21 protein-coding genes and 2 tRNA genes are annotated in these 25,351 nt (G+C 71.5%); 3 read left to right on the forward strand and 20 right to left on the reverse strand.

Annotated elements, in window-relative coordinates:
• Positions 1 to 5 precede the first annotated feature (5 nt).
• The 13 genes from AB0O76_RS30025 to AB0O76_RS30085 all read right to left on the reverse strand — a co-directional run bounded on the left by AB0O76_RS30025 (position 6) and on the right by AB0O76_RS30085 (position 11,928).
• Positions 6 to 2,057: a glycosyltransferase family 39 protein gene (locus tag AB0O76_RS30025; RefSeq protein ID WP_365497288.1), complete on the reverse strand. Its 2,052-nt coding sequence runs from the start codon at positions 2,055 to 2,057 to the stop codon at positions 6 to 8.
• The gene (locus AB0O76_RS30030) at positions 2,054 to 3,364 is read right to left on the reverse strand and encodes a bifunctional glycosyltransferase family 2/GtrA family protein (RefSeq protein ID WP_365497290.1); all 1,311 of its coding nucleotides are present in this window, start codon (positions 3,362 to 3,364) and stop codon (positions 2,054 to 2,056) included. Before AB0O76_RS30030 ends, AB0O76_RS30025 begins: the two co-directional genes overlap by 4 nt.
• Before the next feature lie 26 nt (positions 3,365 to 3,390).
• Positions 3,391 to 4,989, reverse strand: coding sequence for a HAMP domain-containing sensor histidine kinase (locus tag AB0O76_RS30035; RefSeq protein WP_365497292.1), 1,599 nt, complete (start codon positions 4,987 to 4,989; stop codon positions 3,391 to 3,393).
• Positions 4,990 to 4,999: 10 nt separating this feature from the next.
• Entirely contained in the window at positions 5,000 to 5,761 is a 762-nt protein-coding gene (locus AB0O76_RS30040) for a response regulator transcription factor (protein WP_365497294.1), read from the reverse strand.
• Positions 5,762 to 5,833: 72 nt separating this feature from the next.
• Positions 5,834 to 6,730 carry an amidohydrolase family protein gene (locus tag AB0O76_RS30045; protein ID WP_365497296.1) on the reverse strand — a complete coding sequence of 299 codons (897 nt, stop codon included), beginning with the start codon at positions 6,728 to 6,730 and terminating at the stop codon, positions 5,834 to 5,836.
• Positions 6,717 to 7,061, reverse strand: a complete 345-nt coding sequence (locus AB0O76_RS30050) for an antibiotic biosynthesis monooxygenase (RefSeq protein ID WP_365497298.1) — start codon at positions 7,059 to 7,061, stop codon at positions 6,717 to 6,719. Before AB0O76_RS30050 ends, AB0O76_RS30045 begins: the two co-directional genes overlap by 14 nt.
• Positions 7,062 to 7,182: 121 nt before the next feature.
• On the reverse strand, positions 7,183 to 8,037 hold the full coding sequence (locus AB0O76_RS30055; protein WP_365497300.1) for a DUF2797 domain-containing protein: 855 nt from the start codon (positions 8,035 to 8,037) through the stop codon (positions 7,183 to 7,185).
• A 102-nt stretch (positions 8,038 to 8,139) separates the two neighbouring features.
• Positions 8,140 to 8,808: a hypothetical protein gene (locus tag AB0O76_RS30060; protein ID WP_365497302.1), complete on the reverse strand. Its 669-nt coding sequence runs from the start codon at positions 8,806 to 8,808 to the stop codon at positions 8,140 to 8,142.
• The gene (locus AB0O76_RS30065; RefSeq protein ID WP_365497304.1) at positions 8,805 to 10,109 is read right to left on the reverse strand and encodes a hypothetical protein; all 1,305 of its coding nucleotides are present in this window, start codon (positions 10,107 to 10,109) and stop codon (positions 8,805 to 8,807) included. Before AB0O76_RS30065 ends, AB0O76_RS30060 begins: the two co-directional genes overlap by 4 nt.
• Positions 10,109 to 10,921: an ATP-binding cassette domain-containing protein gene (locus tag AB0O76_RS30070; RefSeq protein ID WP_365497306.1), complete on the reverse strand. Its 813-nt coding sequence runs from the start codon at positions 10,919 to 10,921 to the stop codon at positions 10,109 to 10,111. The genes AB0O76_RS30065 and AB0O76_RS30070 overlap by 1 nt, the downstream gene beginning before the upstream one ends.
• Before the next feature lie 38 nt (positions 10,922 to 10,959).
• Positions 10,960 to 11,379 (reverse strand): hypothetical protein, encoded by a 420-nt coding sequence (locus tag AB0O76_RS30075; protein ID WP_365497308.1) that lies wholly within the window; start codon positions 11,377 to 11,379, stop codon positions 10,960 to 10,962.
• 194 nt (positions 11,380 to 11,573) lie between these two features.
• A tRNA-Arg gene (locus AB0O76_RS30080) sits at positions 11,574 to 11,646 on the reverse strand.
• A gap of 191 nt (positions 11,647 to 11,837) precedes the next feature.
• Positions 11,838 to 11,928 (reverse strand) — tRNA-Ser (locus AB0O76_RS30085).
• A 212-nt stretch (positions 11,929 to 12,140) separates the two neighbouring features.
• On the opposite strand from AB0O76_RS30085, the gene AB0O76_RS30090 reads away from it, so the two are divergent.
• Together AB0O76_RS30090 and AB0O76_RS30095 are read left to right on the forward strand one after the other, a co-directional pair.
• Positions 12,141 to 12,584: an SSI family serine proteinase inhibitor gene (locus AB0O76_RS30090; RefSeq protein WP_365497310.1), complete on the forward strand. Its 444-nt coding sequence runs from the start codon at positions 12,141 to 12,143 to the stop codon at positions 12,582 to 12,584.
• 188 nt (positions 12,585 to 12,772) lie between these two features.
• Positions 12,773 to 17,200, forward strand: coding sequence for a PAS domain-containing protein (locus tag AB0O76_RS30095; RefSeq protein WP_365497312.1), 4,428 nt, complete (start codon positions 12,773 to 12,775; stop codon positions 17,198 to 17,200).
• 18 nt (positions 17,201 to 17,218) lie between these two features.
• Here AB0O76_RS30095 and AB0O76_RS30100 read toward each other — a convergent pair whose 3' ends face one another.
• Positions 17,219 to 17,794: a TetR family transcriptional regulator gene (locus AB0O76_RS30100; protein ID WP_365497314.1), complete on the reverse strand. Its 576-nt coding sequence runs from the start codon at positions 17,792 to 17,794 to the stop codon at positions 17,219 to 17,221.
• Positions 17,795 to 17,922: 128 nt separating this feature from the next.
• Here AB0O76_RS30100 and AB0O76_RS30105 point away from each other — a divergent pair, with 128 nt between their 5' ends.
• The gene (locus AB0O76_RS30105) at positions 17,923 to 19,149 is read left to right on the forward strand and encodes an MFS transporter (protein WP_365497316.1); all 1,227 of its coding nucleotides are present in this window, start codon (positions 17,923 to 17,925) and stop codon (positions 19,147 to 19,149) included.
• A gap of 44 nt (positions 19,150 to 19,193) precedes the next feature.
• Here the strand turns inward: AB0O76_RS30105 and AB0O76_RS30110 are convergent, their stop codons facing one another.
• The 6 genes from AB0O76_RS30110 to AB0O76_RS30135 form a co-directional block, all read right to left on the reverse strand.
• Positions 19,194 to 20,843 carry a long-chain fatty acid--CoA ligase gene (locus AB0O76_RS30110; RefSeq protein ID WP_365497318.1) on the reverse strand — a complete coding sequence of 550 codons (1,650 nt, stop codon included), beginning with the start codon at positions 20,841 to 20,843 and terminating at the stop codon, positions 19,194 to 19,196.
• 144 nt (positions 20,844 to 20,987) lie between these two features.
• Complete coding sequence (locus AB0O76_RS30115; protein WP_365497430.1) at positions 20,988 to 21,530, reverse strand: SigE family RNA polymerase sigma factor; 543 nt, start codon at positions 21,528 to 21,530, stop codon at positions 20,988 to 20,990.
• 172 nt (positions 21,531 to 21,702) lie between these two features.
• Complete coding sequence (locus AB0O76_RS30120) at positions 21,703 to 22,545, reverse strand: glycoside hydrolase domain-containing protein (protein ID WP_365497320.1); 843 nt, start codon at positions 22,543 to 22,545, stop codon at positions 21,703 to 21,705.
• Between the two features lie 51 nt (positions 22,546 to 22,596).
• Positions 22,597 to 23,763: a lipid-transfer protein gene (locus tag AB0O76_RS30125; protein ID WP_365497322.1), complete on the reverse strand. Its 1,167-nt coding sequence runs from the start codon at positions 23,761 to 23,763 to the stop codon at positions 22,597 to 22,599.
• Positions 23,760 to 24,197 (reverse strand): MaoC/PaaZ C-terminal domain-containing protein, encoded by a 438-nt coding sequence (locus AB0O76_RS30130; protein WP_365497432.1) that lies wholly within the window; start codon positions 24,195 to 24,197, stop codon positions 23,760 to 23,762. The genes AB0O76_RS30125 and AB0O76_RS30130 overlap by 4 nt, the downstream gene beginning before the upstream one ends.
• Positions 24,198 to 24,283: 86 nt before the next feature.
• Positions 24,284 to 25,351, reverse strand: a complete 1,068-nt coding sequence (locus AB0O76_RS30135) for an acyl-CoA dehydrogenase family protein (RefSeq protein ID WP_365497324.1) — start codon at positions 25,349 to 25,351, stop codon at positions 24,284 to 24,286.

Consider the following 25,351-nt stretch of genomic DNA (forward strand, 5'->3'; position numbering starts at 1 on the left):
TTCCGTCAGCCCTTGGGCTGCGTCAGGTCGTAGAACGTGGCGCTGCCGACGGTGACCTTCTTAAAGGAGTCCTCCACCCAGGAGGTGATCTTCGAGGAGGTGCCGCTGTCGCCGCCCATGCCGCCGCCTCCGCCCTGGCCGCCCTGGCCGCCCTGGCCGCCCGAGATGAAGTAGTGGACCTTCCCGTCGGCCACGTACTGCTTGAACTGGGCGAGGGTCGGGGACGGGTCGCTGCCGTTGAAGCCGCCGATCGCCATCACCGGGTCGCCGGTGGCGAGCTGGTAGCTCGCGGCGTTCTGCGAGCCGATGGCGGCCGCCGCCCAGGTGTAGTCCTCGGTATTCGCCTCCAGGAGCTTCTTGGCCTTGCTGCTGACCTGGGCACCGTTGAGGAGGCCGCCCATGCCGCCGCCTCCGCCCATGCCGCCGCCGTTCTGACCGCCGGTGGGGGGCTGCATCGCGCCGTTCTGCTTACCGCCCTGGCCGTTCTGGCCGTTCTGGCCTGGCGGCTGCATCCCGCCACCACCGCCACCACCGCCACCACCGCCGGGCCGGCCGCCACCGCCGGCACCGGGTCCGCCCATGCCGCCCGCCGACGCCGGGCCCGCCGTCACGATCGACCCCGTGTGCGCGCTGTTCACGGTGGAGAGCGTGTACGCAACCGGGCCCGCGACCGAGGCAGCGAAGCTCAACCCGATGGCAGCAATGGCCAGTTGGCTCCCCAGGCGTGCGGCGAGGAGCAGGCCGAGCGCGCCCGCGAGTCCGCCGATCAGGACCGCCCAGCGCAGCCACGGCACATAGTCCGGGGTCCGCCCGAGCAGGACGTACCCCCACCAGGCCGTACCCGCGACGGCCGCACCGAGCAGCGCGCCCGCCCACCACTTGGCCCGCTCCTCCCACAGGACCGTGACGCCCATGCCGATCAGCGCCGCGATGTAGGGGGCCAGGGCGATCGTGTAGTACTGGTGGAAGATGCCCGCCATGAAGCTGAAGACGGCCGCCGTCATCAGCAGCGAGCCGCCCCACGCCACGAACGCCGAGCGCGTGATGTCGGTCCTGCGGGCCTTCCAGGTGAGGATGATGCCGCCGACCAGGAGGATCAGCGCGGCGGGAAGCAGCCACGAGATCTGGCTGCCGATCTCGGAGTTGAACATCCGGCCGATGCCGGTCTCGCCCCACTGACCGCCGCCACCGCCGCCGGGGCCGCCGCCACCGCCCACGCTGCCGGTCTCCTCGCCGTTGATGCGGCCGAGTCCGTTGTAGCCGAAGGTCAGCTCAAGGAAGGAGTTGTTCTGCGAGCCTCCGATGTACGGGCGGGACGACGCGGGCCACAGCTCCACGATCGCGACCCACCAGCCGCCCGCGACGACCATAGCGAGCCCGGAGAGGGCGAGTTGACCGAAGCGCTTGCGGAGCCGGACGGGCGCGCACACCGCGTAGAGGACCGCGAGCGGCGGCAGGATCAGGAACGCCTGCAGCGTCTTCGCCAGGAAGGCGAGACCGACCGCGACACCCGCCCAGACCAGCCACTTGGTGCGGCCGTGCTCCAGGGCGCGGAGCACGCCGTACACGGTGACGGTCATCAGGAGCGCGAGCAGGGCGTCCGGGTTGTTGAAGCGGAACATCAGCGCGGCGACGGGCGTGAGCGCGAGCACGGCGCCCGCGATCAGTCCGGCCGCCGGGCTGAAGCGGCGGCGTACCGCCGCGTACAGCACGCCGACCGTCGCGACGCCCATCAGGACCTGCGGGGCAAGCACCGCCCAGGAGTTGAGCCCGAAGAGGCGTACGGAGAGTGCCATCGGCCAGAGCGATGCCGGGGGCTTGTCCACGGTGATCGCGTTGCCCGCGTCGAGCGAGCCGAAGAACATCGCCTTCCAGCTCTGGCTGCCCGCCTGGACGGCCGCGGAGTAGAAGGAGTTGGCGTAACCGGACGCGCTGAGGTTCCAGAAGTAGAGGACGGCGGTCGCGAGCAGCAGGCCGAGGAAGGCCGGGCGGGCCCAGCGGGGGTCGCGCGGCTCCGCCACGTGAAGTGGGGGAGCCACCTGGGTAGTTGTCGTCATCGTGCGTTCCTCGGTTCGTCGGCGGAGTTCATGTCGTACGCGGAGTTCGTGCGCCGCTCCGGGAACACCCAGGCCCGCAGCAGCAGGAACCGCAGGACCGTCGCCGCGAGGTTGGCCGCGATCAGGACCGCGAGCTCCGTGGAGTGGGAGGGGTCGCCGGAGGCCGCGTCGAGGGCCGCCAGCGAGCCGCTGGTCAGGGCGAGGCCGATGGCGAAGACGACCAGGCCCTGGGCCTGATGGCGCATCGCACGGTCGCGGCCGCGCACCCCGAAGGTGAGCCGCCGGTTGGCGGCGGTGTTGGCGACCGCGGAGAACAGCAGGGCAAGGGCGTTCGCCACCTGCGACCCCGTGAACGTACGGAAGCCGGAGTAGAGAAGGAGATAGAAGAGCGTGGAGAGCGCGCCCACCACGCAGAAGCCGACCAGCTGGCGGGCGAGTCCGCCGGGCACGCCGGTCAGCTGCCGGTCCCGCGGATCGTCGCCGAAGGGGCGGGCGAGCCGGTCAAGAGGCAGCGCGCCGACCGCGAGGGCGCGCCCGACCCGCCACACCCCCTTGAGGTCGTCCGTGGCCGTCTTGACCAGGTGGACCGTGGAGTTCGGGTCGTCGACCCAGTCGACCGGCACCTCGTGGATGCGGAGCCCCGCGCGCTCGGCGAGCACCAGCATCTCGGTGTCGAAGAACCACCCGGTGTCCTCGACCAGCGGAAGCAGCACGCCCGCCACATCGCCCCTGATCGCCTTGAAGCCGCACTGGGCGTCGGAGAAGCGGGCGTGCAGCGAGCCGCGCAGGATGAGGTTGTACGTACGCGAGATGAACTCGCGCTTGGGGCCGCGCACCACCCGTGAGCTGCGCGCGAGCCGGGAGCCGATCGCCAGGTCGGAGTGGCCGGAGATGAGCGGCGCGACCAGCGGGAGCAGCGCGTTGAGGTCGGTGGAGAGGTCGACGTCCATGTAGGCGAGGACGGGGGCGTCCGAAACGGACCAGACGGCGCACAACGCCCGGCCGCGGCCCTTCTGTTCGAGCCGTCGGTACTCGACCTCGGGGCTCGCGGCGGCGAGTCCCGCTGCCACCTGGGGCGTGGCGTCCGTCGACGCGTTGTCCGCGACGGTGATGCGGAAGGGGTACGGGAAAGTGCGGACGAGATGGTCGTGCAGGCGCCGCACACACGGCCCGAGGTCCTTCTCCTCGTTGTGGACGGGGATCACGATGTCCAGGACGGGCACGTCGCGCCATCCGGCGGGAAGGTGCGCCCGCGCCGGCAGTGTGACCGAGCAAGCGCCGCCCGGAGAAGAGTCGGTGGTTTGCATGCCACCGACATTCGTCAAGTGGTCTGTCAGGGCTGTGTGGTGAGCCTGTGGTCCGACTGTGAGTGCGTGACCTCGCGGTTCGCGGCGTGCGCGGCGTGCGCGGCGTGCGCGGCTGGCAACGTCACCGCGAACACCGTCCGCCCCGGCACGCTCTCCACCGCCACCGTGCCGCCGTGCGCGGCCACGATCGCGTGCACGAGGGCGAGGCCGAGCCCAGTGGACCCGGCGGTGCGGGAGCGCGACGCGTCGCCGCGGGCGAACCGTTCGAAGACGTGGGGGAGGAGGGCGGGGGCGATGCCGGGGCCGTCGTCCTGGACCTCAAGGCGTACGCCGTGCCCGGCGTCCCGCAGCACGCGGGCCTTGACCTTCGTGCCCGGCGGTGTGTGGGTGCGGGCGTTGGCGAGGAGGTTGACGACGACCTGGTGGAGGCGGGCGGCGTCGGCGAGCACCAGGGCGGGATCGTCGGGGAGTTCGAGGCTCCAGTGATGTTCGAGGCCTGCGGCGCGCGCGTCGCTGACGGCGTCGACGACCAGGGGTGAGAGATCAGTGCTCTCGTACGTGAGCGGTTGTCTCGCCCCGGCGGCACCGGGAAGCCCGCCGTCCCGCCCCTCGTCAAGGCGGGCGAGCAGCAGCAGATCCTCCACGAGCCCCGTCATCCGCTGGGCCTCGGACTCGATGCGCCCTAGGGCGTGCCGCGTGTCCGGCCCGGTGGTCTCCCGCCCCCGGCGGGTCAGTTCGGCGTACCCGCGGATCGAGGCGAGCGGCGTACGCAGCTCATGGCTGGCGTCCGCGACGAACCGCCGCACCCGCGTCTCGCTCTCCTGGCGCGCGTGCAGCGCGGAGTGCACATGGTCGAGCATCCGGTTGAGGGACGCGCCCACCTGCCCGACCTCCGTGCTCGCATCCGCGTCGGGGACGCGCTCGTGCAGCGCCACCTCGCCGGTGTGCAGGGGGAGTTCGGAGACCCGGGTCGCGGTCGCGGCGACCCGGCGCAGCGGCCGGAGCGCGACGCCGACCATGGCGGCACCGGCGAGCGAGGCCGCGACCAGGCCCGCCGCGGTGACACTGACCTCGACGATGATCAACGTACTGAGGGTGTTCTGCACCTTGGCCGTGGGGATGCCGACGAGGAAGTCGCCGTTGACGCCGGTCGCGTACTCGACGCGGTACTCGCCGAGGCCGGGGATGCCGACATTGTGCGGCTTCCCGTCGCGCGGCACGGAGCCGAGCGCGCCGGACCGGTCCGCGTCGAGCCGCTCGGTCTGCGGCGCGGGGCTTCCGCTGTCGGTGTCCGGCTCGGTGCTGACGATGGCCTCGCCGACCGAGCCGTCACCCTGGACGACGGCTCCGATCGTGCCGACCTCCTGGGGCCCCTTGGAGACGAACTGCAGCGGATCACCGTCGTCCGGCAGCCGGTGGCGCTCGGGCAGCGCGCCCGCGTCACCGGGCGGCCCGGACGCGCGCATCGCGACCGTGCCGAGCGAGCTGTCCAGCTGGTCGTAGAGATGGGAGTGCAGCGCGATCGTCGTCACCGTCGCGATCACCGCGCAGACGACGGCGATCAGCGCCACCGCCGAGACGACGAGCCGCGTCCGCAGCGAACGCGGCTGCCGCCGTCGAATCATGAGACCTGCTTCATGACGCGGCCGCGCCCTCGACCGATGGGGCGGCCTTGATCAGATACCCGGCGCCGCGCCGCGTGTGGATCATCGGCTCCCGGCCCGCGTCGATCTTCCTGCGCAGATACGAGATGTAGAGCTCGACGACGTTGGCCTGGCCCCCGAAGTCATAGCTCCACACCCGGTCGAGGATCTGGGCCTTGCTGAGCACGCGCCGCGGATTGCGCATCAGATAGCGCAGCAGCTCGAACTCGGTGGCCGTGAGGTGGATGGAGTCCCCGCCCCGCGTCACCTCGTGGCTGTCCTCGTCGAGGGTGAGATCCCCGACGGCGAGCACGGACTCGCTGCGCCGGTCGCCGGCCCCGGCCCGCCGGATGAGCCCGCGAAGCCGCGCCACGACTTCTTCGAGGCTGAAGGGCTTGGTGACATAGTCGTCGCCGCCTGCCGTGAGCCCGGCTATGCGGTCCTCGACGGCGTCCTTGGCCGTCAGGAAGAGCACCGGCACATCGGGCAGCTCACGCCGCAGCCTGCCGAGCACGGCGAGGCCGTCCATGTCGGGCAGCATCATGTCGAGCACCACGGCGTCGGGCCTGAAGGACCGCGCGGTCCGCACCGCACCGGCCCCGTCGCCCGCGCTGCGTATCTGCCAGCCCTCGTAACGCAGGGCCATGGAGAGCAGCTCGGTCAGCGACACCTCGTCGTCCACGACGAGGACGCGTACGGGACTCCCGTCCGACCTGAGCAGTTCGGTACGCCCCTGGGGCGAGGTCGTAGTCATGGCTGACAGCCTGCGCCGCGCCCCTGAGAGACCTCTTGCCGGAACCTGTGAATTCCCTGAGAAACGGGTGGGCTACCGCTGAGTGGGCAGCCCGAAGAGCCGCGCCCCGTTCCCGTGGCAGACGGCCCGCAGCCAGTCGTCCCCCAGTCCGAGCCGTTCGAGGGCGTCGAGCTGATGGACGTACCCGTACGGAATGTTCGGGAAGTCCGTGCCCAGCAGGATCCGCTCCCCCAGATCCGCGAGCCGCGGCAGCTGCTCGCGCGGGAAGGGGTTGAGCCGCTCCGTGAAGTCGGTGAACACCATGGTCGTGTCCAGGCGGACCTCCGCGAAGCGCTCGGCGAGCGCCAGGAAGTCGGCGTACTCGGGCATCCCCATGTGCGCCACGATCAGCCGCAGCCGGGGATGCCGGGCGAGCAGCCTGCCGATGGGCTCGGGCCCGGTGTGCTTGCCCGGCGCGGGCCCCGAACCGCAGTGCGCCACGACGGGGATGCCGGCCTCGGCGAGCAGCCCCCAGACGGGATCGAGCAGCGGGTGGCCCGGGTCGTAACCCCCCACCTGTACATGGGACTTGAAGACCCGCGCACCGGCGTCGACGGCCTCGCGCACATACGCCTCGACGTCCGGCTCGGGAAAGAACGTCGCCGTGTGCAGGCAGTCGGGCGTCCGGCGGACGAACTCGGCCGCCCAGCCGTTGAGCCACCGCGCCATGCCCGCCTTGTGCGGGTAGATCATCGACGTGAAGGCCCGGACGCCGAACTCCCGGAGCAGCGCGATCCGTTGCTCCTCCTCGTGCCGGTAGATCACCGGCCACTTCATCCCGACGAGCGGCCCGGCCGCATCGAAGTACTCCCACACCTTCGCGAGGACCCGCTCGGGCATGAAGTGCGTGTGTACGTCGACGAGTCCGGGAAGACCGAGCCGCTCCCAGAAGCGGACGACCTGCGCGGCCTCGCGGTCATCGCCGCTCAAAGCCGTAGCTCCGCTCCACCTTGGCGACATGGACGGAGTACGTCTCGTACCACTCCTCGCGCCCCCGCCGCTGCGCCGTCCGGTGCTCCGCCACGGCGCGCCACTCCTTGATCGCGTCCTCGTCGCGGAAGTACCCGACGGTGATGCCGAGCCCGCCGGGTGTGTGCGCGGAGTCCATGCCCAGGAAGCCGGGGATCTTCGCGACCAGCTCTTCCATGTGCTCGGCGGTCTCGCCGTAGCCGTGATCGCCCTCGGTCCGCAGAGAGGTGAACACGACGGTGTAGTAAGGCGGTTCGAAGGGCGCGACAGGCGCGACAGGGTGATCACTCATGTCCCTCAGGCTCGGCCACGCGCCGCGCACTGTCCACCCCTTCCCCGCCTTCATTGCCGTACGGGAGACGAGACTTGACCCTCCGGTCAGCTTCGGCGGCGTACGGCGTACTGCGTGTGCCTCAGAACAGCCCGCCCTGCTCGACCGGCACCTCCCGCACCGGAACCGTCGTACGCGTCGTGCCCCGCACCCCTTCGAGCCGCCACCCCCGCAGCAGCCTGCTGTCGAGCACGACGAGGCGCCCCGCGTCGTCCAGACAGAGATCGGGCCCCGCCACGGCGACCAGCTCCCCCGAGACCACCCCGCCGTCGGCGAGCTCCGTCACCGCGTACCCACGGGTCCCCGCAAGCCGCTCCACCCCGAACGCCTCCCCGTGATCCACGATCCCCCCGGGCAGCCGCTCAAGGGATTCGGGCCACCCGTCGAGCGCGACGGCGAAGCCGTGCAGCCGCTCCAACTCGCCCCGCCGCTCCGCCTCCCCCGGCAGCGCGGACCTGACCGCGCGCTTCCTGGCGTACGAGATCCGGTCGGGCACCTTGAGCGCGACCCGCAGCAGCTCCTCGGCCCGCCGCGCCGCCATCAACGGCCCCCGGCCGAGCCAGGCGAACGCCACCGCCCCCTGCTCGAGCAGCCGCGCGGCGCCCCGCTCCTCCCTGGTGATCCCGACCTTCACCATCCCGGGCCCGAACCACGCCAGGTAGACCCGATAGGTCCGCGGATCATCGGCGATGGTGTCGGCGGCCACCGAGTGCGCCCGGTCGAGCCGCGCACACTCCGCACACCGGGCCTGCGTCGCCCGCCCCGCCACCACGGCGGCATCGGGGCACGGATTCCCCCGCGCCCCCACACACCGCCGCGGCCCACCGACCCGGAACCCGAGGTGCCGCCCCACGACCAGCGGGCTGACGCCACCCCGCTCCCACCCGAGCACGGGCGACCCGTCCGCCCAGCTCAAACCCGCACTACGCCACTCCATGGGGACAGTCTTGTCGAGAGCGCGCCCCCGAAGGGGCGCGGGGAACTGCGCGACCAGCCCCCACCGGCCCGCGGTGAAGAAACCGCATATCCAGCGGAGCACTCAGTGCTGTTCAGCCCGCTCCGTCTGCCGCGGGCGCCCCGTGGCAGCCGCGGCCACACCAATCACCCACAGCGCCGCAGCCACGACCGCGGCCGACGCACTGGACGACGCATGCAGTGACCAGGCCCAGGGCTCCGGGTTGTTGTCGCTGTCGACACCCAGCAGCAGCGTGGGCCCGAACATGCCGAGCGGAAGCAGCCAGGCGAGCCCGCTGCCGAAGAGCCTGGCGCTGATCATGCCGAGGCCGAGATAGCCGACGACATTGCGCGCCGCCGAGCCGAACACCTCGCCACTCGCCCCGGCGAGCAGCGGCAGCGCGCTCAGGCCGAGCGCGAGGGCGAGCAGCACCACCAGGTACAGGCCCCGGTGGCGGGTCATCGGCTGGGCCGCTGTCTGCTCCAGGTCCGCCATCGGCGAGAACAACGTGGTCGCGAGGATCACCGCGTGCGCCAGCGGCACGACCTCGGCAACCGGCACGCTGAAGTCGACCAGGTAGCGGAACTCGGGCACCGCCACCCGCTGCCCCGCGAACGCGGTCGCCGCCAGGGCGACGACCAGCGCGACGCCCGCGGCCCGGGGCAGGCCCCGGCAGCGTACGAAGGCGAGCACGGCCTGAGCCCCGGGACTACGAGGCGCGAGAAGACCCCGCACCGGGGTCACCGGGGTCACCGCGGCAGCTCCGGAAGCGCACGGCAGGCACGGATGTCCTGCGCCGCGGCCTCGATCCACTTGTCCTGCTCGGCGCGCGGGGCACTGGTGACCCGGTCGAGGGCCCGGCCGAACTTCTCTCCGTAGTAGTCGCTCGGAGCGCCGGCGCGGGCACGGATGACGGCTTCGAAGAGGAAGGTGCCCGGGTAGCCGCCGGTCTCCTTGAGCAACTGCGGCTCGCAGTCCGTGGATTCGGGCTGCGGAAGGGCAGCCGCGAACAGGGCGTCGGTCAGGTCCGCCTCGGTCTCCGCCGGCGTCATCAGGGACAGCTCGGCGCTGTGCCCCTTCTTGGGCCGGTCGAGGCCGGTCGCGTAGAAGGCGCGGTTGAGCCCGTTCAGGGAGCCGAGCCGCTCGTCGACGGTCCGCACGGCGGCCTTGGCCTGCGGCAGCAGATGGCGGTCGTCCGGCCACAGGCACACCTTCGTACGCCCACTGGCGGCGCAGAGCGGCTGCGCGGGCTGCTCCTTGCGCACCGCCCAATAGGAGTCGGGCACCGGCGTACGGAAGCCCACCAGTGTGCCGCCCGCGACGAGCGCGGCCACGGCTAGCGCCCCCAGGGCAAGGGGCCGCGGCGCGAGCGCGGCACGGCGCCGCAGCGCGGGCAGCGCGGTCAGGAGAAGACCGAAGGCCAGACACCAGGCGACGGCGATCAGCATGCGCGTGGTGTTCGGCTCGAACTCCGAGCTCCAGAACTCGTCGATCGCGGGAAAGAGCTTGTCGAGCGGAGTGTCCGGAACAAACGCCACAAAGACAAAGAGCCCGTACCAGAAGATCCCCGCGAAGGGCGCGACCACACGGGACGGCAGCGCCGAACCGATCGCGACCCCCACGGCGATCTCAAGGCCCAGCATCGCGGCCCCGAGCAACAACGGCGTCCACGAGGGCCCGCCGACCTCACTCACCCCCGCGGTCCGCGAGAACGCCACACCGATCAGCACGGCGTACGCGATCAGCGCCCACAGCCAGACCGCGAGCCAGAGCAGCAGCGCCTGCGCCCAGCCGCCGCGGGCCGCGGTGTCCGCCCAGACCCGCGTCCGGTGCCGGAAGGCGCGGCCCGCTCCCCAGGCGGCCGCGGCGCTCATCACCGAGCCCATCACGATCACCGCGTAGAGCTGGACCTGCAGGCTGGTCTGGGTCCACCAGCCGATCCAGTCGCTCTCGGCGGGGCTCTCGGCGGTGAAGTAGTACACGCCGATCGCGCCCATGAGCGCGGCGGCCCACTTGGCCTCGCCGCGCCGCATCTCGGTCAGCAGCACACGCATCAGGTCGCCACCGCTTCCGTCCCGGCCAGATGCAGATACCCGGCTTCCACGGCGCCCCCGTCGACGTCCTTGCCGTCCGCGTCCCCGTCCCCGTCCCCGTCCGGGAGTGCGCACAGCTCGCCGACGGTCCCCGCAAACCGGACCGAACCCTCAAGCAGCACGGCGACCCGATCACACACATGGGCGACGTCCTCGGCGAGGTGGGTGCTCATCACGACCGCGGACCGCTCGCCCAACTCCCGGATAAGGCCCCGGAATCCGACGCGCTGGGCCGGGTCGAGGCCGACGGTCGGTTCGTCGAGGAGCACCAGGGACGGTTCGTTGACCATGGCCTGGGCGATGCCGACGCGCCGCAGCATGCCGCCGGACAGGGCACCCATCTTCTTCTCTGCGTGCTTCTCCATCTCTACAAGACGCAGCGCATCGCGGGCCCGCTCACGGCGCCGGGCGGCGGGCACCTTGCGCAGCCAGGCCGCGTACTCGGTGAACTCCAGGACGGTGAATCGGGGATAGAACCCGAAGGACTGCGGAAGCACCCCGATCCGCTGTCTGATGTGCTGCACCCTGGCCCGCCCCGGCGCCTCGTCCCCGAGGAGGGTGACCGAGCCGGACTTGGGTCTGCGCGCCGTGCTCAGCAGCGACAACAGGGTGCTCTTCCCCGCCCCGTTGGGCCCGAGCAGTCCTGTGACCCCGGAGGGGAATTCGAGGGAGACGTCATCGAGGGCGACCGTGGACCCGTACCGGACGGTCACGGCCGCGACCGCCGCGACCGGCTGGGAGCCGGCCGCGGCAGCGCTCTTGCTACTGGTCACGTGATTCCTGATTCCTGATTCCTGATCCTGATTACTGATCAGTTCTGGGCGTTCACGTAACCGTAGGCGCGGCTGCCGGGGATCCCGGCCCAGGTGGCCTTGGTGTAGTACTTGCCACCCGTGCTGGTGCCCTTGTAGCCACCACAGCCGTACCCCTGCTTGTAGCTGCGGGAGGTGCTGGCGATCTGCGGGTCGGGGCGGAAGCTCTTGTCCTGGTAGATGTACGCGCTGAACGTCCGAGTGTCGTTCACCGGCACATCGCCACAGGCCTTGGCGTGACCGCTGCTCTTGCCCTTCCAGCGGTCACCGTCCTCCTTGTTCCCCGCGGTGGCTATGGAGAACGGAAGCCTGCTCCCGCTGATCTCCCCCGCGACCGCACCCACGGCGGGCAGTCCGATGGCCACAGCCGTCAGCGCCACGACCGCCAGCTTGCGCTTCCCCGTCAAAACCTTGCGCATCGATCCTCCAATAAAGCAGGACTTACTTGGTCGTTGATCACGCTATGTGCGGAATACGTGACTCCGCTGGCCATCGCTTCAGCTGTGCTGGCGATCACACCGACGATCGCGGGGGCGACGACTAGGCGACTCAGCCGACCTCCCGGGGCAACGCAAAAGGCCCCCGGATCATCTCCGGGGGCCTTTCGACTGTGTGCACTCGGCAGGATTCGAACCTGCAACCTTCTGATCCGTAGTCAGATGCTCTATCCGTTAAGCTACGAGTGCTTGATTTTTCTTTTGTCTGTCTTCGCTCCCCGGCCTTTCGGCCCGCTCGCGGCGACAGGAAGAACATTACATGACCGCCGCCGCCATGTGAAATCCGTTTGCCACACCCCTTGCGACCTGCGGAAACGTACTTCCTGGCAAGGAAGCACCGAAGCCCCGGTCCAGCAGGACCAGGGCTTCGGATCATGAAGCGGAGGCGGAGGGATTTGAACCCTCGATGGGATTTAGGTCCCAAACCGCATTAGCAGTGCGGCGCCATAGACCGGACTAGGCGACGCCTCCAGCTTGCACACCTGCGCGGACGCGGGGGTGCGTGCAGATGATGACACAGCCGAGCGGTGTGTCACCAATCGCGGACTCCACGGTACTAGTGGTCAGGCCCACAGGGCAAAGCGTCCCGCGCGCCCGCAACGTCGCGCGCCGGGCGGCGTTAGAAGCGGTAGAGCCCGTACGTGTTCGCGTACCCGGTACCCCGCACCCAGTGGAGCCCCGTCATGTTGCGCCGCATCGCCCTCACCGCCGCCGCGTCCGTCGCCGCGCTCTGCGCCGTGCCCGCCGCCGCCCACGCCGACACGGGTCCGCTGCACCTGTTGACGCCGCTCACGGAGCCGACCCCCGACCGGCTCACCGTGACGGTCACCGGCTCGGGGGGCGAGGGGGACGGGACGTACAAGCTGGAGTGCCACCCGGCGGGCGGCTCGCACCCGGACGCGCAGGAGGCGTGCGCGAAGCTCGATGAGGGGACGTGGGGGAGCGACAGGTTCGCACCCGTGCCGGCCGACTCGATCTGCACGATGCAGTACGGCGGCCCTGCCACCGCGCACATCACCGGGACCTGGAACGGGCGGCCCGTCGACGCGAAGTTCAACCGCAGCAACGGCTGCGAGATCGGGCGCTGGGACCGGCTCGTACCGGTGTTGCCCGAGGCCACGGCCTAGCTCAAGAGGGCCTTGCGTTCACCCGTCTTCATTCCCCGCTCACATCTTCTGCGTGCGACCTCCCTCTCATCCGGCCTCGCACGCACAACCACTCCCCGTAGACTCCCTCCCGTGACACGCCACGGGCCGAGGGGCAAGATGGCCTGAGCGGGTCGGCAAGCAGCGGTAATCAGGGAGGAAGCGTCGTCGTGAGCAGCAGGCCATCCCGAGGCGCTGCTCGCCTCGCAGCGATACTCGACGCGCTCCCGGACGCGCTGGTCCTCGTCAACGCCAACGGGACCGTCGTGAACGCGAACGCGATCGCGCTGGAGGCGTTCGAGGCGCCGGGCACCGCCCTCGTGGGGCGCGGACTGCTCGATCTGCTGCCGGAGTTCGACTCCCGGCTGATTCCCGGATCGATGCGCAGGCCCGACTCCATCGACGAGCGCGGCCGGACCAAGCCGAAGCGGATGACCGCGCGGCGCACGGACGGCAGCGAGTTCCCCGTCGAGGTCACCAGCTCGAACCTCGAGGACATCCGGGACGCCTACGACAATTACGGCTACACCGGGGACGAGTTGCTCATGCTCGTCGTCCGCGACCTTTCGGGCGCCGTGGACACCGAGGCCGAACTCGCGCGCTCGCAGCGGCAGACCGAGATGATCCTGCGGGCCGCCGCCGAGGGTGTCGTCGGTACGGATACCGAGGGGCGGGTCGTTCTCGTCAACCCCGCCGCCGCGCAGATACTGGGCTTCCGGGCCAGCGATCTGGGTGGGCAGGAGCTGCACAACCTGGTGCTGCACTCCCGCGCCGACGGCGAGCCCTTCCCGTACGACGAATCCCCGCTCGCCGACACACTCCGCTCGGGGCGCAAGCACCGGGTGCGCGGGCAGGTCCTGTGGTCCAAGAGCGGCGACCGGGTCGCGGTCGACCTGACGACGGCCCCGGTGCGGGACGGCGACCAGCTCGTCGGCGCGGTGATGACGTTCACCGACCGGCGGCCCTACGACGCGCTCGCCGAGGAGCACGAGGCCGCGCTCGCGCAGCACGCCGAGGAGATGCGGGCCGCGACCGAGCGGCGTACGGAGGAGCTCAAGGCCGCCACCGAGCGGCACGCCGGCGAACTGGCCGCCGCCGCCGAGCAGCGCGCCGAAGAGGCAGCCGCCGAGCAGGAGCGGTACGCGGCGCTCGCCGAGCGCGAGAAGGACCGGTTCGAGGCACTGACCGAGCGTGAGAAGGCGCGGTACGACGCTCTTGCCACGCGGCACGAGCAGCTGCTCGCCGTGCTCGGCTCGTCGTTGCGGGGTCCGCTGGACGAGCTGCGGCGCGAGCTTTCGGCCCTGGCTGCGGATGACGCCGGGCAGCTGTGGCCCGAGGCGAATCAGGTTCTTCATCATCTTTCCGCCGGGTACGCGCGGATCACCACGCTTGTCGACAATGTGCTGGGGTTCCAGCTGCTCGACTCCGGTGATCAGCAGCTTGCTTGTTCCAAGGTCATGCTCGACGCCGTCGTCGCGAGTGGCGTGGAGGGCGCGGTCGAGCTGATCGGGCCCGGGCGCGCGCAGTTCGCGGTGCACGCGCCGCCGCTGGAGGTCGAGGTCGACCCGGGGCGGCTCGCCACGGCACTGGCCCATCTGGTCGCGGATGTCGCGGGGATCGACGCCACGGGGAACGCGCGGGCGGGCGCGGGCTCTTCGGCCCCGACCGCCGGTGGGTACGTGGACTCGACGATCGTCGTGGCCGCGGCTCAGCGCGGTGAGGTCGTACGCATCGAGGTGCGGGGCCCCTACGCCGGCGGAGACCCGGTGCACGAGCCGATCGTGCGGGGCATCGTGCGGGCGCACGGAGGCGTGCTGCAGACGCATGAAGTGCCGGGCATGGGCGGCAGCGCCTATGTGCTCGAGGTGCCGATCGGGGCGGGGGCCGGGGCGGTTACCGCCGTCGCTCCCGAGGCCGCCGATGCCTCGGTGGGCGCCGGGGTCACCGTGCCGGAGCAGGCCTCGGCCACCACTTCCGGTGGCGGGCGGCGGCGGGCGCGGCGGGCTTCCGGGCCGTCGGTGGACGCGTTCTTGGAGAGCGGGGTTCCTGGGGACGGCACCTCGGGGGGAGCTTCCTCCGCAGGGGTGGCTGCCTCCGGTGGGACCGGCCGGCGTCGGGGGCGGCGTGCGGCCGAGGTCCCGCAGGATGTTGAGGCTGCCGCTGAGTCGGCCGAGGCGGCTGCTGCTTCTGAGGCAGCTGTTGCCTCTGAGGCGGCTGGTGCGAGTACCGGTGCTGGTGTGTCTGCTGCGCAGGCTGAGGGGGCACCTGCTTCGGGTGGTACGGGTTCTTCAGGTGGTACGGGCGGTACGGGTGCTTCGGGCGGTACCGGGCGGCGGCGTGGTCGGCCCAGTGCGGTGGAGGGCTCGGCGGGCGCCGGTGGCTCGGTCGCCGTGGGGGCCGTCGGCTCGGTGGTGACCGCTGCCGAGCATGCGGCCGGGTCCGCCGCGCAGGGGGATACGGTGCCGCCGCAGGGCGTTCCCGTTCCCGCGGGCGCGTCGGCTCCCGGGGCTGCGGCCGGTGCTTCGGGGCGGCGTGCACGGCGTAACAGTGATCAGTTGGCGTTGCCCGCGTTGCCTTCGGGTGGGGCGCAGGAGGCTGCTGAGGGGGCCGGGGCTGCCGGTACCGCTGTTGCCGTCACGGGTGCGCCTGCCGGTGAATCCGGCGAGGCCGCGCCGCGCCCGACCGGGCGTCGACGCCGTGCGCTGGCCGCCGCCAAGGAGCGGGCCGCCGCCGACGAGGCCCCCAGCGGGCGCGTGTTCGCGCTGCCGCCCGCCACGGCGGACCAGGACGACACCGGGCAGCACGAGGCGGCGCTGCACCACCCGGGCGACGACCACACCCCGCCGCAGCCGCACCCGGCGGAGGCGCCTACGGGACGTCGACGGTCGCGTCCGGCGTCGGCTGCCGCACCGGCTGCGGCTGGTTCGGGTGGGGCCGGTTCGGTTGCTCCCGCTGCGGCTGGTTCGACTGGGGCTGCATCGGCTGTTCCCGCTGCGGCTGCTCCCGCTTCGGCCGCGCCTGCCGGGGGTGCCGCCGCGCAGAGCGCCCCGCCCGCCGGTGTGCCCGCGCAGGCCACCACGTACGGCGAAGGAACTTCCGCTGCCGCCAAGGGTGTCCCGACGCCCGGCAGGGGCGTCGCGCTGCCGCCCGAGCGCGGGCCACAGGCGCGGGCCGCGCAGCCGCTGCCCGCCGAGGCCGCGCCCGGCGACCCCAACTCGACGCAGGGGCGCGCGATCAGCGTGCGTACGCTCGGGCAGGGCGTGCCGTTCGGCCAGCAGATCGCCGAGCAGCAGCGCAACCAGCCGGGGGCGGCGCAGGGCCAGGCCCAGCAGGCGTCGCCGCAGGGCCCGCAGAGTCCGCAGAGTCCGCGTATCCCGCAGGCACCGCTGCCGCCGCAGGCTTCCCAGGGGGCGGCTCCGGCTTCTCAGGGGTCGGCCAAGGCCGCGCCGGGGCAGGCCACGCAGGCGACCGGAGCTGCCGGGCCATTGCCGCCCCAGGCGCCGGCTCCGGCCACCGCCTCGGAAGCCCCGGCCGCCGGACCGCTTCCGGAGCAGGCTCCCGCGCAGCCCTCGGTCCAGGGGCACACCCTCGGCGGCTCCGGTCGTCGGCGCAGGCTGTCGACGCCTCCGGAGCCGACGGCCGATGAGCGCCCCGAGACCGCGGCGCGCCCGCATCCGCAGGCCGCTCCCGCTCCGGGCGCCGCTCCCGGTGCCCAGCCGCAGTCCCGTATCGGATCCGCCACCGAGGGCGCAGGCCGTGCGTACGCGATCGGCGCTCCGGACGAGGACGCCGACGAGGGGCCTGAGCCGCTGGACGGTCCCGGCGGCGCGGTCGAGGTCGCCAACCGGCCCCAGCCGCAGCCCATGGACGACGAACTGCCGCCCGAGCCGCTGGACAACCCCCGCAGGCTCCTCGTCTGGCCCGCGCCCGACGTCACCACCCAGCAGGCGCTCAGCGACCGCGGCTACCGTCCGGTCATCGTTCATTCGCGCGAAGAGGTCGACGCCCAGATCGCGGCCTTCCCTGCCGCGCTGTTCGTGGACCCGCTGACCGGCCCGATCACGCGTACGGCCCTGCAGTCGCTGCGCACGGCCGCCGTCGCCGCGGAAGTTCCCGTGCTCGTCACGGCGGGCCTTGGACAGGCGACGCGCGAAGCCGCGTACGGCGCCGATCCCGCCGTACTCCTGAAGGCCCTCGCACCGCGCGACAGCGAACAGCACCCGCCGCGTGTCCTGCTCATCGAGGAGCACGAGGAGATCGCGCTCGCCCTGACCGCGACGCTGGAGCGGCGCGGGATGCAGGTGGCGCGGGCCGAGAGCGACGCGGACGCGGTGACGCTCGCGGCGCAGATGCGGCCGAACCTGGTGGTGATGGACCTGATGCAGGTGCGTCGCCGCAGGGCCGGAATCATCGACTGGCTGCGCGCGAACGGCCAGTTGAACCGCACCCCGCTCGTCGTCTACACCGCGGCCGTCGACGAGACGGAGCTGCCGCGGCTCGCGGCGGGGGAGACGGTGCTGTTCCTCGCGGAGCGCTCGACGAGCGGTGAGGTGCAGGGCCGCATCGTGGATCTGCTGGCGAAGATCGGGACCAACTAGGCCTGGCCTCCGGGCTGTTCAGGCGGTGATGCGGCGTACCGCGGCCTTGATGGAGGCGCGCAGTCGTTCCTTGTCGGTGTCCTCGTCGCCGACAAGTATCCGCCGCATCTGCGGTACGGCCGTGGACCAGCCGGCCAGCGCGACCACCATGAACAGCAGGTGGGGGGCCGGGATCTCGTCGCTGATGACGCCTCGGGCCTGGGCGTCGGCGAGCACGGCGACCTTCCGGTCGTAGTGGTCGACCCGCTCGCGCTCGTCCGGGAGCTCGTCCGTGCCGTACTCGATGCCCTCCCAGAAGAGCAGTCGCAGCAGTTCGGGATGGGCGGCGTGGTAATCCATCAGCCGGTCCATCCAGCCGTCCATGTCGTCGGCGTCGACGGGGTTGCTGATCGCCATGTCGAGCATGCGCTTCTCGAGGACCTGCGTGAAGAGCTCGGCCTTGTTGCCGAAATAGGCGTAGATGAGCTGCTTGTTGGCCTTCGCCTCGGTCGCGATGCGGTCCATACGGGCGCCCGCGATGCCGTACCGCGCGAATTCGGCCACCGCCGCCTCGAAGATCCGGGCCTTGGTGGCCTCGGGGTCTCTCACTGCCATGGGGACAGGGTAGCCAATCCTTTCGGGTAACCAACTGGTTGGTTGCTTGACAGTGCGCCGGTCATGGGCGCAGACTTTTTCCAACCAACCAGTTGGTTGCCTCTTCGCGCAAGGAGTCATGACCCCTCATGTCGCCCTCAGAAACCAGAAGCCGGACACCGGTGACCGCCCGTGAACGGGAAGCGGACGCACCGCCCGGGAGCGCCGTCCCGCCCGGGCTTCTGCTCGCCGTCGTGGCGATCTGCACCGCGGTGACCGTCGCCAACATCTACCTCGCCGCGCCCCTGCTGCCCCTCATCGCCCACGGGTTCGGCAGCGAACCCTCCGCCCTGGCCTGGCTCGCCTCGGTCTCCCTTCTCGGGTACGCGGCGGGGCTGCTGTTCTTCGCCCCGCTCGGCGACACGGCCGACCGCCGCCGCCTCGTCGGCATACTTTCGGTCGCCGCCGCCCTGGCCATGGGCGCGGCCGCCGTCTGCCCGGGACCCGTCGCGCTCGCCTGCGCCCTTTTCGTGGCCGCCGCGGCGAGCGTCATACCGCAGTTGCTCGTGCCGCTCGTCGCCGAGCGCGCACCCGCCGACCGGCGGGCCCGGCATGTGGCCGCCGTGATCGCCGGGCTCTTCGCGGGGGTCGTCGCCGCGCGGGTGCTCGGCGGTCTCGTGGGGCAGGCGCACGGCTGGCGCGTCGTGTTCGTGGGCGCGGCCGCGCTGACCCTGGTGCTCGGTCTTGCCACCGCCGCCCTGCTGCCCGCCGAGACCAGGCCGCGGCACAGCGGTCCTGCCCTGGCGGGTCCGGCCCGGCTGCCCCGCGTCCTGAAGGAGTCACCCGAGCTGCGCCGTGCCTGCCTGCGCCAGGGCGGGATGTACGGGGCGTGGAGCGCGGTGTGGACCTCGCTCGCCCTGCTCCTCACGAGCGATGCGTACGACATGTCTACGGGCGCCGCGGGGCTCTTCGGCCTCCTCGGGCTCTCCGCGACCGTGGTCGCGCCGCTGGCCGGCGGTCTCGTCGACCGGTTCGGGGCGGCGCGCGTGACGGCGACCGCCTATGCGGGGGCGGCCGTCTGCCTGCCGCTGTTCTGGCTCGGCGGGCGGCAGTTGTGGGCACTGTGCGCGGCCGGGATCCTGATCCACGCGGCGCTCGTGGCGAGCCATGTCGCCAACCAGACCCTGGCGCTGACCACCACCAGCCTGCCCGCCACCGCCAACACCGCCTATGTGGTGGGCGGATTCGCGAGCGGCGCGCTGGCCTCGGCCCTCGCCGGAACGGCCTTCACGCACGGCGGCTGGGGTGGGGTGTGCGTCATCGCCACGGTGTGGCTGGCCCTGGGCTGGGTCACGGCGATACGCCGCTCTGCGTGAGAGCGGCGTATCGCTACCGAGGCACTCGGCGCCCGGCGCCCGGTTCAGAGCTGGGTGACGTCCAGCTCCCCCTCCGCGTACTGCCTGCGCAGCACCTTCTTGTCGAACTTGCCGACGCTCGTCTTCGGCACGGCCTGCACGATCGCCCAGCGCTCGGGCAGCTGCCACTTGGCGATGGTGCCCGCGAGGAAGTCGCGCAGGGCGAGGTAGTCGACGCTCGCGTTCTCCTTCAACACGACGGTGGCGAGCGGGCGTTCGCCCCACTTGTCGTCGGGGACGGCGACGACCGCCGCCTCCGCGACATCCGGGTGGGACATGATCGCGTTCTCCAGCTCGACGCTGGAGATCCACTCCCCGCCCGACTTGATGACGTCCTTGGCCCGGTCGGTGAGGGTCAGGAACCCGTCGGAGGTGATGACACCGACGTCGCCGGTCTTCAGCCAGCCGTCCGCGCTGAACTTGTCCTCGGGCTTGAGCACGTCCTCGCCGGCCCCGCCGTAGTACGCCGCCGCGATCCACGGGCCACGCACCTCGAGCTCACCCGCCGACTCGCCGTCCCACGGCAGATGTTCGCCGCCGGGGCCGACCAGGCGCGCCTCGACTCCGGCCGGGAAGCGGCCCTGGGTGAGGCGGTAGGCGAACTCCTCGTCGGTGCCGATGGCCTTGGCCGGCGGGCGGGCCACCGTGCCGAGCGGGGAGGTCTCCGTCATGCCCCAGGCGTGGCAGACCCGCATGCCCAGCTTGTCGAACGCCGCCATCAGCGAGGGCGGGCAGGCCGAGCCGCCGATGGTGACCTGACCGAGGGAGCTGACGTCACGCGGCTTCGCGGTGAGTTCGGCGAGCAGGCCCTGCCAGATGGTGGGGACGGCGGCCGCGTGCGTGGGCCGCTCCGACTCGATCATCTCGGCGAGCGGCGCGGGCTGCAGGAAGCGGTCCGGCATCAGCATGTTCACGCCCGCCATGAGCGTGGCGTGCGGCAAGCCCCAGGCGTTGACGTGGAACTGCGGCACGACGACGAGGGTGGTGTCCGCGTCCGTGAGCCCCATCGACTCGCTCATGTTGACCTGCATCGAGTGCAGATAGATGGAGCGGTGCGAGTAGACGACGCCCTTGGGGTCGCCGGTGGTGCCGGAGGTGTAGCACATGGCGGCGGCCCTGCGCTCGTCCAACTCGGGCCAGTCGTAGGCCGTGGGCTTACCGGCGATCAGGTCCTCGTACTCGTGCACCTGCGCGGTGATTCCGGCCAGCGGGGCGCGGTCGCCGGGGCCCGAGACCACCAGGTGCTCGACCGTCGGCAGCTGCGGAAGCAGGGGCGCGAGCAGGGGGATGAGGGAACCGTTGACGATGATGACGCGGTCGGCCGCGTGGTTCACGATCCAGGTCAACTGGTCGGCGGGCAGCCGGAGATTGAGGGTGTGCAGGACGGCTCCCATACAGGGGACCGCGAAGTAGGCCTCGACATGCTCGGCGTTGTTCCACATGAACGTGGCCACGCGCTCGTCGCCGTCGACCCCGAGGTCCTCGCGCAGCGCGTGCGCCAGCTGGGCCGAGCGTTCACCGATCTCGCGGAAGCTGCGGCGCTGTGGAGCGGCTTCGCCGGTCCATGTGCTGACCTGCGACGACCCGTGCACGGTCGTCCCGTGCCGAAGGATGCGGGTGACTGTCAGCGGTACGTCCTGCATCGTGCTCAGCACGGCGTCCTCCCGGTGGGCGCGCGGCATTCATCCGGGGCGGCTCCCGGATGACCTACCTGGCAGTAGGGCTCGCCAGATTCTTGCCGCATACCGGACGGTATGTCACTAGTCCGGGAGAAGAAAGGTCCGTCGGAGCGGCGTAGATCACCGGACGGGCGTCAGTTCCGGGTCCTCGCGCAGCTTGCCGAGCGCACGCGACACCGCGCTCTTGACAGTGCCTATGGACACCCCGAGCACCTCGGCCGTCTGCGCCTCGCTGAGATCCTCGTAGTACCGAAGGACGACCATCGCCCGCTGCCGCGCCGGCAGCTTCATGATCGCGCGCCACATGGCGTCCCGGAGCACCTGCTGCTCGGCCGGATCCCCGACCGGCGTCACCTCGGGCTCGGGCAGCTCATCGCACGCGAACTCGTCGACCTTGCGCTTGCGCCACTGCGAAGTACGGGTGTTCAGCAGGGCCCTGCGCACATAGCCGTCGAGGGCACGGTGGTCCTCGATGCGGTCCCATGCGACATACGTCTTGGTGAGAGCGGTCTGCAGCAGATCCTCTGCATCGCTCGGATTCGCGGTCAGCGAGCGTGCGGTGCGCAGCAGCACGGGCTGACGTGCCCGTACGTAGGACGCGAACGACGGATACGCCGAAGGACTCGCCGTCCGCGTCGCGGCCTTCGATGCGCCGGTGCACATGGGCACCATGGATACGGTCATGGCTCCACGCTAGAAGCGCCCCCTACTTCAGCGGATCGGCCGCAGGTCCCGAAGCGGTGTCCGCCTCAGGTTGTACGAAGGGTGGTAGCCCCACCTCCTGAAGGTGGAGGAGGCGGAGCGCACCCCTGAGGGTTCATCCCTGAGACGGTCTTCAGCGGATCCGCGCCACCGGAGCGTGCACAAGGTTCCGGTCGATCACCAGGGAACGTCCGCCGTGCCGCTCCTTCACGTTCCCCGCGAACTGGTGGATGCGCCACGCGGGGCGCCGGGCGTCCCGCCGCAGCACGCGCTCACGGTACAGATGTGGGCGTGTGTGCCAGCGTGCGAACCACATCACCGCCGGCAGGTCCCGCACCCCCGCACGCCGCGCCGTCTCGATGTGCCGCACCCCGGAGTCCGCGCTGCTGTAGAACCCCGGCACATACCCCTGCCTGCGCACCTCCCGGTCCCACGCCCGCACGAAGGCGAGCGTGGTGCGCGCGCACTTCTCGTTCCGGTAGCCGTACACCTCCATGTCCAGGTAGAGCGGACTGCCCCGCCGCATCCCGAGCGCCTTCGCCCTGCGGACCGCGTCGCGTCCCTCACCCGTCCCCTGCCTCCAAGCGTGCCGTCCGATGCGTACCCCCCACTTGTTCTTCGCGATGACACAGGGCGACTGCGACCCCACGTACAGCGGCAGCACCCGCCATCCCATCCCCCGCACCGCGCGCATCCAGTCGAGGCTCAGGTGGGGCTGCCGCTTGCAGGCCCGGCCCCGGCCTCCGAAGTAGACGCCCACTGCTTGGTAGTCGGATTTCAGCCAGCGGCGCATGGTGCCCACGGGCGGGGCGTAGCAGGTGTCGAAGGCCCACCCGTGGAAGGTCGACACCCCGGCAGATCTGCCACCGGATCTGCCGTCAGCTCTGCCCGCGGCGCCCGTCGGCACCGCGCACAGGGCCAGCGTGGTCAGGGCGAGAGCGAGGACAAGTCCCATGATCGCTTTTCGGCAGCGCATACGCCGAGTGAAGGGCCAAGGTCTCGCGCCCCGTCCGGGACACGCGCGCGTTCAGCCGTCCGACCCCAGAATCAGCCCCGATGTGGGGACGCCGGTGCCCGCGGTGACCAGGGTGCGCTCGGCGCCCGGTATCTGGTTCACGGACGTGCCGCGCACCTGCCGTACCGCCTCCGCTATCCCGTTCATCCCGTGCAGATACGCCTCCCCGAGCTGCCCCCCGTGTGTGTTCAGCGGCAGCCGCTCCTCCGCGACGAATCCGGCCGCCTCGCCCGGCCCGCAGAAACCGAACTCCTCCAGCTGCATCAGTACGAACGGTGTGAAGTGGTCGTAGAGAATGCCCACGTCTATGTCTCCGGGTGCCAGACCCGAGCCCCGCCACAACTGCCGTGCCACCACGCTCATTTCGGGCAGCCCGCTCAGATCGTCGCGGTAGAAACTGGTCATCTGCTCCTGCGCCCGCCCCGCACCCTGGGCCGCCGCCGTGATCACGGCCGGCGGGTGCGGCAGATCCCGGGCCCGCTCCACGCTCGTCACGACGATCGCCTGGCCGCCGTCGGTCTCCTGGCAGCAGTCCAGGAGCCGCAGGGGCTCGACGATCCAGCGGGACTCGGCGTGATCGGCGAGGGTGATCGGTTTGCCGTGGAAGTAGGCCGCGGGGTTCGTCGCCGCGTACTTCCGGTCGGTGACCGCGACATGGCCGAAGGCATCCGGGGTCAGGCCGTAGGTGTGGAGATAGCGCTGGGCCGCCATCGCCACCCATGACGCGGGGGTCAGCAGTCCGAACGGCAGGGACCAGCCGAGCGCCACGCCCTCCGCCGACGGCTCACGATGCTGCACCCCCGAGCCGAATCTGCGGCCCGAGCGTTCGTTGAACGCCCGGTAGCAGACCACCACTTCGGCCACTCCGCTCGCCACCGCGAGCGCCGCCTGCTGGACGGTCGCGCATGCCGCGCCGCCCCCGTAATGGACACGCGAGAAGAAGGAGAGCTCCCCGATCCCGGCCGCCTGCGCGACCGTGATCTCCGGATTGGTGTCCATCGTGAACGTGACCATGCCGTCGACATCGCCGGGCCCGAGTCCCGCGTCGTCGAGCGCCGCACCCACCGCCTCCACGGCGAGTCTGAGCTCGCTGCGCCCCGAGTCCTTGGAGAACTCGGTGGCCCCGATGCCGACGACTGCCGCCTTCCCGCCGAGCCGATCACGCGTCCGCACACTCATGCCGCACCCCCTGTCGGCACTCCATCCGAAGCCGAACCCGAAGCCGAAGCCGTGCCCGGCACCGTCACCGTGACCGTCCCGGTGACGTGCTTGCCGATGCCGTTGGCCCCGACCACCTTGACCGCGGCCGTGTCGCCCTCGACCTGCTCGACACAGCCCGTCAACACCATCGTGTCCCCTGGGTAGTTGGGCGCCCCGAGCCTTATCGCCACCTTGCGGAGCACGGCACCGGACCCGAAGTGATCGGTGACGTACCGTCCGACCAGGCCGTTCGTGGTCAGGATGTTCATGAAGATGTCGGGGGAGCCCTTCTCCTGTGCCGCCGCCACGTCGTGGTGCACGTCCTGGTAGTCCCGCGACGCGATCGCACCGGAGACGATCAGCGTCCGGGTGACCGGGATGACGAGCTCAGGCAGCCTGTCGCCCACCCTCAGCTTGTCGCCCACCTTCATCCCGCCGCCCGCCGCCATGCCGTCGCCCCCGCTCATCCCCGCGCCCCCACTCATCTCACCGCCTCCTCTCATACCGCCTCCTCCTCAGCGATCAAGTCGCCCAGCTCCGCGAGGACTTCGCTGCCGCACCCCAGATACGCGTCCAGCTGCCGCCCCCACAGGAAGTGCCGGTGCACGGGATGGTCGAGGTCGGCACCCATGCCTCCGTGCAGATGCTGGCCCGCGTGCACGACCCGCTTGCCCGCCTCCGACGCCCACCACGCGGCGGTCAGCGCATGCTCGCCGTACGCCAACGATTCGTCGCGCCGCCAGGCCGCCTCGTACGCCGTGACCCGTATCGCCTCGGTGTCCATATAGGCGTCTGCCGCCCGGAGTTGGACCCCTTGCTTGGCCGCGAGCGGCCGCCCGAACTGCTCCCGTTCGTTCGTGTGGGCGACCGCGCGGGCCAGCGATCCGGCGCACACGCCGGCCTGCAGCCCCGCGAAGGCCGTCCGCGCACTGGCCAGCACGTCGGCGTAGGCCCCGTCCCCGCCGATCCGCTCCCCGGGAGTCCCGTCGAGCACCAGACGCCCGGCCGCCCAGGGCGCCGTCAGCTCGACCGGCTCGGTCGCCACATCGGCCACCCGCACCATCCACAGGCTGTGGCCGCCCCGCCGTATGCGATCCGGCACGGCCACCAGGACGTGTGTGGCATCCCGCAGCCACGGCACCCACGGCACCGCTCCGGTCAGCGTCCCCGTCAGTCCTGGCTCCCCTTCCTGCGCGGCGGCCACCACACCACTGCCCGCGGGAAACGCCCCGGTAGCGACCGCCGTGCCGTCCCGCAGCCCCGGCAGCAGCCGCCCCCGCTGCTCCTCCGTGCCATGGACCGCCACGGCGAGCAGGCCGTAGACACAGCTCGCCGCCAGTGGCACCTGTGCCGTCACCCGCCCCTGCTCCTCGAGCAGCAGCACGAGCCCCAGCAGCCCGACGTCCTCCACCGCGCCCGGCAGCCCCGCAGCGCACAGCGCCTTCCACAGCTCGGCGTCCGATCCCGTCCCCGCCGCCACGAGCCGCTCGGGCGTGGACAGGTCCCCGAAGATCTCCGCCGCCAGCTCCCGCGCGGCCGTCTGCTCGTCCGTGGGTGTGAAGTCCAT

Origin of the sequence: Streptomyces sp. NPDC086554, assembly GCF_040686095.1 — a bacterium.
In the GTDB taxonomy this organism is placed as follows: Bacteria; Actinomycetota; Actinomycetes; order Streptomycetales; family Streptomycetaceae; genus Streptomyces.

What these genes read in the sequence shown, in the direction of transcription:
- AB0O76_RS30050 (WP_365497298.1), bottom strand. Translation starts at nt 7,061, where the DNA reads ATGAGTGATCACCCTGTCGCGCCTGTCGCGCCCTTCGAACCGCCTTAC.
- AB0O76_RS30035 (WP_365497292.1), bottom strand. Translation starts at nt 4,989, where the DNA reads ATGATTCGACGGCGGCAGCCGCGTTCGCTGCGGACGCGGCTCGTCGTC.
- AB0O76_RS30115 (WP_365497430.1), bottom strand. Translation starts at nt 21,530, where the DNA reads ATGTGCACCGGCGCATCGAAGGCCGCGACGCGGACGGCGAGTCCTTCG.
- AB0O76_RS30090 (WP_365497310.1), top strand. Translation starts at nt 12,141, where the DNA reads ATGTTGCGCCGCATCGCCCTCACCGCCGCCGCGTCCGTCGCCGCGCTC.
- AB0O76_RS30030 (WP_365497290.1), bottom strand. Translation starts at nt 3,364, where the DNA reads ATGCAAACCACCGACTCTTCTCCGGGCGGCGCTTGCTCGGTCACACTG.
- AB0O76_RS30055 (WP_365497300.1), bottom strand. Translation starts at nt 8,037, where the DNA reads ATGGAGTGGCGTAGTGCGGGTTTGAGCTGGGCGGACGGGTCGCCCGTG.
- AB0O76_RS30100 (WP_365497314.1), bottom strand. Translation starts at nt 17,794, where the DNA reads ATGGCAGTGAGAGACCCCGAGGCCACCAAGGCCCGGATCTTCGAGGCG.
- AB0O76_RS30040 (WP_365497294.1), bottom strand. Translation starts at nt 5,761, where the DNA reads ATGACTACGACCTCGCCCCAGGGGCGTACCGAACTGCTCAGGTCGGAC.
- AB0O76_RS30075 (WP_365497308.1), bottom strand. Translation starts at nt 11,379, where the DNA reads ATGCGCAAGGTTTTGACGGGGAAGCGCAAGCTGGCGGTCGTGGCGCTG.
- AB0O76_RS30105 (WP_365497316.1), top strand. Translation starts at nt 17,923, where the DNA reads ATGTCGCCCTCAGAAACCAGAAGCCGGACACCGGTGACCGCCCGTGAA.
- AB0O76_RS30065 (WP_365497304.1), bottom strand. Translation starts at nt 10,109, where the DNA reads ATGCGTGTGCTGCTGACCGAGATGCGGCGCGGCGAGGCCAAGTGGGCC.
- AB0O76_RS30125 (WP_365497322.1), bottom strand. Translation starts at nt 23,763, where the DNA reads ATGAGTGTGCGGACGCGTGATCGGCTCGGCGGGAAGGCGGCAGTCGTC.
- AB0O76_RS30120 (WP_365497320.1), bottom strand. Translation starts at nt 22,545, where the DNA reads ATGCGCTGCCGAAAAGCGATCATGGGACTTGTCCTCGCTCTCGCCCTG.
- AB0O76_RS30135 (WP_365497324.1), bottom strand. Translation starts at nt 25,351, where the DNA reads ATGGACTTCACACCCACGGACGAGCAGACGGCCGCGCGGGAGCTGGCG.
- AB0O76_RS30025 (WP_365497288.1), bottom strand. Translation starts at nt 2,057, where the DNA reads ATGACGACAACTACCCAGGTGGCTCCCCCACTTCACGTGGCGGAGCCG.